This is a genomic window from Streptomyces sp. YIM 130001 (assembly GCF_003574445.1).
Taxonomy (GTDB): domain Bacteria; phylum Actinomycetota; class Actinomycetes; order Streptomycetales; family Streptomycetaceae; genus Streptomyces.
On the sequence record NZ_KZ984568.1, the window covers coordinates 125242 to 136096 of the forward strand.

The window sequence follows — 10855 nt, forward strand, 5'->3', positions numbered from 1 at the left end:
ATGCCTCGGCGGTTGCCTGGGCGGTTGGCGGAACCAGTGCGTCCCCTACCTGCGCCCCCGCCGTACGCGCAAGGTCACACAAGATTCCACACGGGATCGCCACGAGGCATCCATACGGTGAGGCAGAATCGTGAAAGGCCGTTCATACACGACGGCCAAGGGAGACACCTCCACCCCACCTGCCCGCCCGCTGCCCGGAAGACCCGATGCCGCCCACGCTCGCCTCGCTCGTGCACCACTCCGCGCTCAAGCTCACCGTGCGTGCGGGTGAGGAGCACCTCGACACCCAGGTGCGCTGGGCGCACGCGAGCGAACTCGCCGACCCCGTGCCCTACATGGAGGGTGGCGAGCTGCTCCTGATCACGGCCCTGAAGCTGGAGGCCGAGGATCCGGTCGCGATGCGCCGGTATGTGAAGCGCCTGGTGGAGGCCGGTGTCATCGGCCTGGGCTTCGCCGTGGGCGTGCACTACGACGACGTACCGCAGGCGCTGCTCGGCGCGGCCGCGGACGAAGGGCTCCCGGTGCTCGGGGTGCCCCGCAGAACCCCGTTCATCGCCATCACCAAGGCGGTGTCAGCGGCGATCGCCGCGGACCAGTACCGCTCCGTCACCGCGGGATTCGCCGCGCAGCGCGAGCTCACCCGGCAGGCCGTCGCGGCCGGACCCGACGGGCTGCTCGGCGCGCTCGCCGGGCAGGTGGACGGCTGGGCCGCGCTCTACGACGCCGCGGGTGCGGTCGTCGCCGCCGCACCTGAATGGGCCGCGCGCCGGGCCGCCCGGATCATCCCCGACGTCGAGCGGCTGCACGGCCGCGCGGCACCCGCCAGCCTCGTCGTCAGCGGTGCCGAGGACCGGATCGAGCTGCACTCGATCGGTACCGGACGGCGTCCGCGCACGGCACTCGCCGTGGGCACCGGCACCGCACTCGGCACCGCCGAGCGGTACGCCGTCCACTCCGCGATCGCCCTGCTCACCCTCACCACCGAACGCTCCCGGGCCCTGCAGTCCGCCGAGCAGCGGCTCGGTGCCGCGGTCCTGCGGATGCTCCTGGCCGGCGAGCCCGGCCACGCGCGCGCCGTGGCGGGTGACCTCTACGGCGGGCTGCTCGACGCCCCGTTTCGCCTGTTGATCGCCGAAGCCGGCTCCAACGGCCGTACTCATCACGACGCCCAGGCCGGGACGGCCGACCCGGCGGCCGATCCGCGCACCACGCTCGCCGACGTGGTCGAATCGGCCGCCGCCCGCGCCGGCGAGACCGTCCTCGTGGTGCCGGACGGCGGTGGCGACGACCGCCTGGTGCTGCTCTTCGCGGACGGCGGTGCGGCGGCCGCGGCCTGCGCCCGGTACGCCGAGGCCCTGGACGCCGAGCGCACCCCCGGCGAGAAGCCCGTCACCGGAAGCGCGCTCGGCGTCCAGTGGTCCGGCGACGACCTCGTCGTGGGGCTCTCCGCGCCGGCCGGACCCATCGCGGCCGCCAGTGCGTACAAACAGGCCGAGCAGGCGCTCTCGGTGGCCCGCCGCCGCGGCCGCACCCTCGTCGAGCACGAGGAGCTCGCCTCCGGATCGGTCGTTCCGCTGCTCGCGGACGACGCGGTACGCGCCTTCGCCGACGGCACTCTCAGGGCGCTGCACGAGCACGACGCCACCGGCCGAGGCGACCTGGTCGCCTCGCTGCGGGCCTGGCTCTCCCGGCACGGCCAGTGGGACGCGGCCGCGGCCGACCTCGGAGTGCACCGCCACACCCTGCGCTACCGGATGCGCCGCGTCGAGGAGATCCTGGGCCGGTCCCTGGACGACCCGGACACCCGCATGGAGCTCTGGCTCGCCCTCAAGGTCACGGCCGCGGCCACGGTCTGACCCGCGTCCGCAACGCATCGGACCGGCCCGTGCCCGTACCCCACACCACCGGCCCCAGCGGCACCTGCCATTCCGGCGCACGACTACGCCCAATCGCTACGCGCCGGACAAACGACCCGGACGCGGGGCGCCCCTACGGTGGGGGAGACAGTCAGACACCCCACCGCGGAAGGGCCGGACCATGACTTCCATCGACACCCACGCCTTCTGGCTCGCCGGCCGCCAGGCCACCGGCGAGACCACGCACCGCGTCACCTCGCCCTGGGACGGCCGCGAGATCGGCACGATCAGCATCCCGACCGACGACCAGGTCGAGGAGGCGGTGGCCGCCGCCTACGCGGTACGCGACGAGTTCGCCGCCACCCCCGCGCACATCCGCGCCGCGGCCCTCGACCACGTCAGCCGCCGGCTGGTGGAGCGCACCGAGGAGCTCGCCCGGCTGATCTCCGCCGAGAACGGCAAGCCGATGAAGTGGGCCCGCGGTGAACTCGGCCGTGCCGTCTCGGTGTTCCGCTTCGCCGCCGAGGAGGCCCGCAGGCACAACGGCGGCGAGGGCCAGCGTCTCGACACCGACGCGGGCGGCGTCGGCCGGCTCGCCCTGACCCGCCGTTTCCCCCGCGGCGTCGTGCTCGGCATCGCGCCCTTCAACTTCCCGCTCAACCTCTGCGCCCACAAGATCGCCCCGGCGATCGCGGTCGGCGCCCCGATCATCCTCAAGCCGGCCCCCGCCACCCCGCTCTCGGGCCTGATCCTCGGCGAGCTGCTCGCCGAGACCGAGCTCCCGGCGGGTTCCTGGAGCATCCTGCCGGTCACCAACGACAAGATGCCCGCCCTGGTCCAGGACGAGCGCCTGCCCGTCATCTCGTTCACCGGCTCCGACAAGGTCGGCTACGCGATCATGGACTCGGTGCCGCGCAAGCACCTCACCCTGGAGCTGGGCGGGAACGGCGCCGCCGTCGTCCTCGAGGACTTCGCCTCCGAGGCCGACCTCGACTGGGCCGCGAGCCGCATCGCGACCTTCTCGAACTACCAGGGCGGCCAGTCCTGCATCTCCGTCCAGCGCGTCATCGCGGACTCCTCGGTCTACGACGCGCTCCTTCCGCGCATCGTGAAGGCCGTCGAGTCGCAGGTCACCGGCGACCCGTCGGACGACGCCACGGACGTTGGCCCGCTGGTCAGTGAGGATGCCGCCAAGCGCGTCGAGGCCTGGGTGGACGAGGCCGTCGCGGGCGGCGCCAAGTTGCTCACCGGCGGCAAGCGGGACGGAGCCGCCTACGCGCCGACCGTGTTGGCCGACCTGCCCGCCGACGTCACGCTCTCCTGCGAGGAGGTCTTCGGACCGGTCCTCAGCGTGCAGCGTGTGGAGAGCGAGCAGGCCGCCTTCGACGCCGTCAACGACTCCAAGTACGGCCTGCAGGCAGGTCTGTTCACCCGCGATGTGCAGGCGGCCTTCCGCGCCCACCGACGCCTCGAGGTCGGCGGCGTGATCGTCGGCGACGTCCCGTCGTACCGCGCCGACCAGATGCCGTACGGCGGCACCAAGCAGTCCGGTGTGGGCCGCGAGGGCGTGCGCTTCGCGATGGACGACTACACCTACGAGCGCGTGATGGTGTTCACCAACATCGAGCTGTAGACGCCCTGTTGCCGACCGACGGCCGGAGCCCGCACCCGCGCGGACTCCGGCCGTCGTCGCGTCTGCGCCGGGGGCACGGCACCGTCACGCCTCGTCCGGCTCGCGGGCCAGGCGCTCCAGCTCCACGCGTGCGCCGGGACGGGCCAGGGCCGGATGGAAGTAGAGACGGGTCGAGAGCCGCAGCAGTCGTCGGCGCAGGACGGCTCGGCGGCCGGGCCGCTGGGCCAGGGCGCGGTACGTCCGGTCCCATTCCTGCTGCGTACGGACCAGGTCGTGGGGGAGGGTGCGCTGAGCCATGCTTCCAATTAGATCTAATGTTCGAATTCGAATGCAATCCCGGGTTTCGCGCACCCCCCACGTTCTTGTGACCGATACGGCGCGGACGCGGACGTCAGGCGGGTGGCTCGGGCGGCCGGTGCGACGCGGCGGTCAGCCGTCCGAGCTCGGAGGTGATGGCGGGCCATGAGTCCTCGGGGAGCTCATGGCCCACCCGGGGCAGCAGGACCGTGCGGGAGTCGCGGATCCGGGATGCGATCGCCGCTGCGGCGTTCGGCTTGATGAGGGGGTCGTCCGCCCCGTGCAGGATGAGCGTGGGCCGGGTGATCGCGCTGATCGGCGGGCCGTGCCATTGGGCACCGATCTGGCGGCTCTGTGCCTGCGGGTCGTGGATGCCGGTGTCGACGTTGCGTGCGGCGGCTTCTCGGGCGGCCGCTTCGTCGAAGGGTCGGTGGGGCGAGGCGATGAGGCGGGAGACGGCGACGCCGGCCTCGATCGCCCCCTCGCGGGTGTCGGGGAACTTCAGGCGGCCGAATTTCGCCAGCGTTCCCATCCGTATGTACCGCATGGTCCGCAGGCCGGCGACGTCTCCGGGGACCGCGGCCATCGTCGTGAGGGTCCGGACGCGGTCCGGGTGTCTCAGGGCGACGCGCTGGGCGACGGCTCCGCCCAGGGAGACGCCCCACAGGTGTGCCGAGTCCCAGTCGAGAGCGTCCAGGACGGCGACGGCGTCGTCCGCCATGTCCTCGGCCGTGTAGGCCGCTCCGCGGCGGGTGAAGAGTGCGGAGATCGGATTGCGGCCGCCGGTGGGCGGGAAGTGCGTCGAGTCCCCGCCGTCGCGCTGGTCGTATCTGGCCACGGCGAAGCCGTGCGCCGCCAGCATCCGGCAGAGCCCGTCGGGGAACCAGTGCCGGTTGGCACCGAGGCCCGTGGCCAGCAGTAGCGGTTCGCCGTCGGCCCCTTCGGTCAACTGGTCGAAGGCCAGCCGTACCGGGCCGTTCTCGGCCCGACGGACCGGGCTCCACAGGCGTGCCGGTGGCGCGGACATAAGGACCTCCCTGAAACTGCGATCGGTGTTCGCAGTTTTAGAATAAGGCACGCGCCGCGTACGTGAGAGGGAAGGTGGCAGGGTGACCCAGAAGCCGGTGAACGTCTGGACACGGCCGGAACGCGGAGCCCGCGGCCCCGCGGCCGTGCACAGCCTCGCGGAACTCGCCGCCGTCGCCGTCGCACTGGCGGACCGCAGCGGCCTCACGGCCGTCTCCATGCGCCAGGTCGCCAAGGAACTGGGCGCCGGACAGTCGTCGCTGTACCGCTACATCTCCGGCCGTGAGGATCTGCTCGACCTGATGGCGGACACGGTGACCGGCGAGATCGACCTCGACGTCCCGCTCGGCGCTCCGGTCGACGATCTGCTGGCCCTGGCCGCCCGGACCAAGGCCCTCCATCTGCGGCACCCCTGGCTGGTCGAAATCCCCCCGGAACCACTCCGGTTGGGCCCCCGAGGCCTGGACTACCTGGAGTACGCGCTGCGGGCGCTGGCGCCCACCCGGCTCCCGGGCGGGACCAAGATGGAGATCGTCGCGCTGATCGGCGCCCTGTCCGCACAGTTCGCCCGGGTGGAGCTCAGCGGCAGCGGCGCGGACACGGACCGCCAGGCGGCGCAGGCCGCCTATCTGCGTCGGACGGCCTCAGAGGGGAGCCACCCGCACACGGCTGCCGCCGTGGCCGACCGCGGCGCACGGGATCTGGCGGAGGGCTCGGGAGCGGCGTTCGAGCGGACGATGCGCCTGGTACTCACCGGGCTCGTCCCACCGGGCGCCTCCGCCTGAGCACTCCTGTCCGGCGCGGGGAGCGGAATTGGTCGAGGGCACGCGCTGGCCCGATGCGGTGGCCGCCCCTACCGTGAGTCATAGGCCCGGCCGTCTCCGTAGTGGTGCGGCCGGGCAGTACCGGCCGGTTCCGTCGACCCGCTCGCGGCGAGGTGAGCCCTCATGTCCGCAGTACCCTCCGACTCCCCGGGGACCGCCAGGGTCTCCGAACGTGAAGCGCGGCAGGTCGCCGAGGCGGCCCGCGAACAGGACTGGCGCAAACCGAGCTTCGCCAAGGAACTCTTCCTCGGCCGCTTCCGGCTCGACCTGATCCACCCCCGTCCGCTCCCGGCCGCCGACGACGTCCGCCGCGGCGAGGAATTCCTCGCGCGGTTGCGCGACTTCTGCGAGACGAAGGTCGACGGAGCGCGCATCGAGCGTGAGGCACGCATCCCCGACGAGGTGATCGACGGCCTCAGGGAACTCGGCGCGCTCGGGATGAAGATCGACACCAAGTACGGCGGCCTCGGCCTCACCCAGGTCTACTACAACAAGGCGCTGGCGCTCGTCGGTTCGGCCAACCCCGCGATCGGCGCCCTGCTCTCCGCGCACCAGTCCATCGGCGTACCCCAGCCACTGAAGATCTTCGGCTCCCAGGAGCAGAGGGACACCTACCTGCCCCGCCTCGCGAGTACCGACATCTCGGCCTTCCTGCTCACCGAACCGGATGTCGGCTCGGACCCGGCCAGGCTGGCCACCACCGCGGTCCGCGACGGCGACAGCTACGTACTCGACGGGGTGAAGCTCTGGACGACGAACGGCGTCATCGCCGATCTCCTCGTGGTGATGGCCCGAGTCCCCGAATCCGAGGACCACAAGGGCGGGATCACCGCCTTCGTCGTCGAGGCGGATTCCGAGGGCATCACCGTCGAGCAGCGCAACGCCTTCATGGGGCTGCGCGGTCTGGAGAACGGCGTCACCCGCTTCCACCAGGTCCGGGTGCCGGCCGCGAACCGTATCGGACCCGAGGGCGCCGGCCTCAAGATCGCGCTGACCACGCTGAACACCGGACGGCTCTCGCTGCCCGCGATGTGCGTCGGGGCGGGCAAGTGGAGCCTGAAGATCGCGCGTGAGTGGTCCGCCGTCCGTGAGCAGTGGGGCCGGCCGGTCGCCCGGCACGAGGCCGTCGGCGCCAAGATCTCCTTCATCGCGGCGACCACTTTCGCCCTGGAGGCGGTGCTCGACCTGGCCTCCCAGATGGCCGACGAGGACCGCAACGACATCCGGATCGAGGCAGCCCTCGCCAAGCTGTACGGCTCGGAGATGGCCTGGCTGATCGCCGACGAGCTGGTCCAGATCCGCGGCGGCCGCGGTTTCGAGACCGCCGAGTCGCTCGCCGCGCGCGGTGAACGGGCCGTCCCCGTCGAGCAGTTGCTCCGCGATCTGCGGATCAACCGGATCTTCGAAGGATCGACGGAGATCATGCACCTGCTCATCGCCCGCGAGGCCGTCGACGCCCACCTCAAGGTCGCCGGCGACCTCATCGACCCGGACAAGTCGCTCGGCGACAAGGCCAAGGCCGGTGCGCGGGCGGGCGGCTTCTATGCCCGCTGGCTGCCGGGCCTGGTTACCGGATCGGGCCAACTGCCGCGCAGCTACGCGGAGTTCAACCCGAACGGATACCGGGACCTGTCCGGCCACCTGCGCTTCGTCGAGCGCACCTCACGCCGCCTCGCCCGCTCGACGTTCTACGCCATGTCGCGCTGGCAGGGCCGGATGGAGACCAAACAGGCCTTTCTCGGCCGCATCGTCGACATCGGCGCCGAGCTGTTCGCCATGGGCGCCGCCTGCGTACGGGCCGAACTCATGCGTGACCAGGACGAGTTCGGGCGTGAGGCGTACCAACTGGCGGACGTCTTCTGCCGGCAGTCCCGGATCCGGGTCGAGGAACTCTTCGAACGCCTGTGGAAGAACACCGACTCCGTCGACCACCGCATCGTCGACGGAGTGCTCGGCGGCGCCTACACCTGGCTCGAACGCGGCATCGTCGACCCCAGCGGAGAGGGCCCCTGGATCGCCGACGCGAGCCCCGGTCCCTCCGAGTACGACAACCAGCACCGCCCGATCCGCTGACCCCGACCCGGCGCGTACGGCGAATTCACCACCACCTGAGGGGCCCGCCCGGGGTGTGCTGTCCGGCGCGCGCGGGCGCAGGGCGACAATGGACGGATGAGCGACAGCCACGGCCCACTGGCCGACCCGCATCACGTCTTCGATCCGGTCGCGGGCCCCCGCGATCTCGTCGTCCTCGGGTCCACGGGATCCATCGGGACCCAGGCCGTCGACCTGGTGCTGCGCAACCCGGACCGGTTCCGTGTCACTGCCCTGTCCGCGGCCGGCGGCCGGGTGGACCTCCTCGCCGAACAGGCACGGAAGCTGCGGGTGCGCACCGTGGCGGTCGCCCGCGAGGACGCCGTACCCGCGCTGCGTGAGGCCCTGGCCCGGGAGTACGGGGCGGGCGAACCGCTCCCCGAGATCCTGGCCGGACCGGACACGGCCGGCGAACTCGCCGCCTCGCCCTGCCACACCGTCCTGAACGGCATCACCGGATCGATCGGCCTGGCGCCCACGCTCGCCGCCCTGGAAGCCGGCCGCACCCTCGCGCTGGCCAACAAGGAGTCCCTGATCGTCGGCGGCCCCCTCGTCAAGGCGCTGGCGAAGCCCGCCCAGATCATCCCCGTCGACTCCGAGCACGCCGCCCTGTACCAGGCGCTCAACGCCGGCACCCGCGCCGACGTGCGCAAGCTCGTCGTCACCGCCTCCGGCGGCCCGTTCCGCGGCCGTACCAAGGCTGACCTCGCGGCCGTCACGCCCGAGGACGCGCTGGCCCACCCCACCTGGGCGATGGGCCCGGTCATCACGGTCAACAGCGCCACCCTCGTCAACAAGGGACTCGAGGTCATCGAGGCGCACCTCCTCTACGACATCCCCTTCGACCGCATCGAGGTCGTCGTCCACCCCCAGTCGTACGTGCACTCCATGGTCGAGTTCACCGACGGCTCCACCCTGGCGCAGGCCACGCCGCCCGACATGGGCGGTCCGATCGCGATCGGGATCGGCTGGCCGGAGCGGGTCCCGGACGCCGCCCCCGCCTTCGACTGGTCGCGCGCCTCCACCTGGGAGTTCTTCCCCCTCGACCACGAGGCGTTCCCGTCCGTCGGGCTCGCCCGGCACGTGGGCGAGCTCGCGGGAACGGCCCCGGCAGTGTTCAATGCCGCGAATGAGGAGTGCGTCGACGCGTTCCTGGCAGGCGGGCTGCCGTTCAACGGCATCATGGACACGGTCACCCGGGTCGTGTCCGAACACGGCACCCCGCGCGCGGGAACCTCGCTCACCGTCGCGGACGTCCTCGATGCGGAGACCTGGGCACGGGCCCGGGCCCGTGAACTGGCCGGATTGCCCACCCAGACAGCAACGACAGCAGCGCAGGCGACAGCGGAGGCTCGTGCATGACGACTTTGATGATGATTCTCGGCATAGTCGTCTTCGTGGTCGGGCTGCTCTTCTCGATCGCCTGGCACGAGCTGGGACACCTCTCCACCGCCAAGCTGTTCGGCGTCCGCGTCCCCCAGTACATGGTCGGCTTCGGCCCGACGATCTTCTCGCGCAAGAAGGGCGACACCGAGTACGGCATCAAGGCCATCCCGCTCGGCGGCTACATCCGCATGATCGGGATGTTCCCGCCGGGACCCGACGGGAAGCTCGAGGCCCGCTCCACCTCCCCGTGGCGCGGAATGATCGAGGACGCCCGCTCGGCCGCCTTCGAGGAACTGCAGCCGGGCGACGAGAAGCGGCTCTTCTACACGCGCAAGCCGTGGAAGCGCGTGATCGTGATGTTCGCCGGCCCGTTCATGAACCTCATCCTGGCCGTCGCGATCTTCCTCGGCGTCCTGATGACGTTCGGCTACAACGAGCAGACGACCACGGTCAGCAAGGTGTCCGACTGCGTCATCTCGCAGAGCGAGAACCGCGCCACCTGTGAGAAGGGCGACAAGGCGGCACCCGCCAAGGCCGCCGGCCTCAAGCCCGGCGACAAGATCGTCGCGTTCGACGGCAAGCCGGTGGAGGACTGGTCGACCCTGCAGGGCACCATCCGCGACACCATCGGCCCGGCCACGCTCACCGTGGAGCGTGACGGCGTCCGCAAGGAACTGAAGGCCGACCTGATCAGGAACCAGGTCAGCAAGACCGACGGCGACGGCGGCTACGTCGCGGACCAGTACGTGTACGCCGGCTTCCTCGGCTTCACCCCGGCCTCCGGCATCGTCCAGCAGTCCTTCGGCGACTCCGTGAACCGTATGGGCGACATGATGGAGAACGGCGTCGAGGCGCTCATCGCCCTGCCGTCGAAGATCCCCGCCCTGTGGGACGCGGCCTTCGGCGACGGCGAGCGGGCACAGGACTCACCGATGGGCGTGGTCGGTGCGGCACGGGTCGGCGGCGAGGTGTTCACTCTCGACATCCCGCCGGAGAACCAGATCGCGATGATGCTGTTCCTCGTCGCGGGATTCAACCTCTCGCTGTTCCTGTTCAACATGCTGCCGTTGCTTCCGCTGGACGGCGGGCACATCGCGGGAGCCCTGTGGGAGTCGGCGCGGCGCCACCTCGCGCGGCTGTTCAAGCGCCCCGACCCGGGTCCGTTCGACGTGGCGAGGCTGATGCCCGTGGCGTACGTGGTGGCCGGGGTCTTCGTCTGCTTCACCCTGCTCGTACTGGTGGCGGACGTCGTCAATCCGGTCAAAATCTCCTGATCACGCGGCGTTCACGGCGGTCGGGCACCGTGGTGTCCGGCCGCCGTGCCGTGTGGCGGGCAGGGCGGTGCGATGTGCCCGGCGCGTGCGTGGTGCCGTAATCTCGAAGCTTGGAAGCCCGTTGATCTCGGGAATCGATCCACCTTGATCCACACCTTGGGGTTGCACAGCAGATGACTGCCATTTCTCTGGGAATGCCGTCCGTTCCGACCAAGCTGGCCGAGCGGCGTCGCTCGCGGCAGATCCAGGTGGGCACGGTCGCGGTGGGTGGCGACGCCCCGGTGTCGGTGCAGTCGATGACGACGACGCGTACGTCGGACATCGGCCCGACGCTGCAGCAGATCGCGGAGTTGACGGCGTCGGGCTGTCAGATCGTGCGTGTGGCGTGCCCGACGCAGGACGACGCCGACGCACTGTCGGTGATCGCGAAGAAGTCGCAGATTCCGGTGATCGCGGATATTCACTTCC

The 10855-nt window shown here is 71.2% G+C and carries 9 protein-coding genes; 7 read left to right on the plus strand and 2 right to left on the minus strand.

Annotated elements, in window-relative coordinates:
- The first annotated feature begins 206 nt into the window (after positions 1-206).
- Positions 207-1856, plus strand: coding sequence for a PucR family transcriptional regulator (locus DSC45_RS30625; RefSeq protein WP_119295239.1), 1650 nt, complete (start codon positions 207-209; stop codon positions 1854-1856).
- Between the two features lie 181 nt (positions 1857-2037).
- Positions 2038-3489 (plus strand): aldehyde dehydrogenase family protein, encoded by a 1452-nt coding sequence (locus tag DSC45_RS30630; RefSeq protein ID WP_119295240.1) that lies wholly within the window; start codon positions 2038-2040, stop codon positions 3487-3489.
- A gap of 84 nt (positions 3490-3573) precedes the next feature.
- Here DSC45_RS30630 and DSC45_RS30635 read toward each other — a convergent pair whose 3' ends face one another.
- Positions 3574-3786, minus strand: coding sequence for a hypothetical protein (locus DSC45_RS30635; RefSeq protein ID WP_119295241.1), 213 nt, complete (start codon positions 3784-3786; stop codon positions 3574-3576).
- A gap of 94 nt (positions 3787-3880) precedes the next feature.
- A complete protein-coding gene (locus DSC45_RS30640; RefSeq protein ID WP_119295242.1) occupies positions 3881-4813 on the minus strand; it encodes an alpha/beta fold hydrolase in 933 nt (310 codons plus the stop codon).
- Positions 4814-4895: 82 nt separating this feature from the next.
- Here DSC45_RS30640 and DSC45_RS30645 point away from each other — a divergent pair, with 82 nt between their 5' ends.
- From DSC45_RS30645 to DSC45_RS30665, 5 genes are all read left to right on the plus strand, one after another.
- Positions 4896-5597 carry a TetR/AcrR family transcriptional regulator gene (locus DSC45_RS30645; RefSeq protein ID WP_119295243.1) on the plus strand — a complete coding sequence of 234 codons (702 nt, stop codon included), beginning with the start codon at positions 4896-4898 and terminating at the stop codon, positions 5595-5597.
- 162 nt (positions 5598-5759) lie between these two features.
- Positions 5760-7709: an acyl-CoA dehydrogenase family protein gene (locus DSC45_RS30650; protein WP_119295244.1), complete on the plus strand. Its 1950-nt coding sequence runs from the start codon at positions 5760-5762 to the stop codon at positions 7707-7709.
- Between the two features lie 96 nt (positions 7710-7805).
- On the plus strand, positions 7806-9089 hold the full coding sequence (gene dxr / locus DSC45_RS30655; RefSeq protein WP_119295245.1) for a 1-deoxy-D-xylulose-5-phosphate reductoisomerase: 1284 nt from the start codon (positions 7806-7808) through the stop codon (positions 9087-9089).
- Complete coding sequence (locus DSC45_RS30660; protein ID WP_119295246.1) at positions 9086-10387, plus strand: M50 family metallopeptidase; 1302 nt, start codon at positions 9086-9088, stop codon at positions 10385-10387. The genes dxr and DSC45_RS30660 overlap by 4 nt, the downstream gene beginning before the upstream one ends.
- Positions 10388-10560: 173 nt before the next feature.
- The coding region (locus DSC45_RS30665) for a flavodoxin-dependent (E)-4-hydroxy-3-methylbut-2-enyl-diphosphate synthase (RefSeq protein ID WP_162929393.1) at positions 10561-10855 on the plus strand (295 nt) is incomplete at its 3' end.

Coding starts and splice junctions, on each gene's coding strand:
- DSC45_RS30625 (WP_119295239.1), top strand. CDS start 207: ATGCCGCCCACGCTCGCCTCGCTCGTGCACCACTCCGCGCTCAAGCTC.
- DSC45_RS30630 (WP_119295240.1), top strand. CDS start 2,038: ATGACTTCCATCGACACCCACGCCTTCTGGCTCGCCGGCCGCCAGGCC.
- DSC45_RS30635 (WP_119295241.1), bottom strand. CDS start 3,786: ATGGCTCAGCGCACCCTCCCCCACGACCTGGTCCGTACGCAGCAGGAA.
- DSC45_RS30640 (WP_119295242.1), bottom strand. CDS start 4,813: ATGTCCGCGCCACCGGCACGCCTGTGGAGCCCGGTCCGTCGGGCCGAG.
- DSC45_RS30650 (WP_119295244.1), top strand. CDS start 5,760: ATGTCCGCAGTACCCTCCGACTCCCCGGGGACCGCCAGGGTCTCCGAA.
- dxr (WP_119295245.1), top strand. CDS start 7,806: ATGAGCGACAGCCACGGCCCACTGGCCGACCCGCATCACGTCTTCGAT.
- DSC45_RS30660 (WP_119295246.1), top strand. CDS start 9,086: ATGACGACTTTGATGATGATTCTCGGCATAGTCGTCTTCGTGGTCGGG.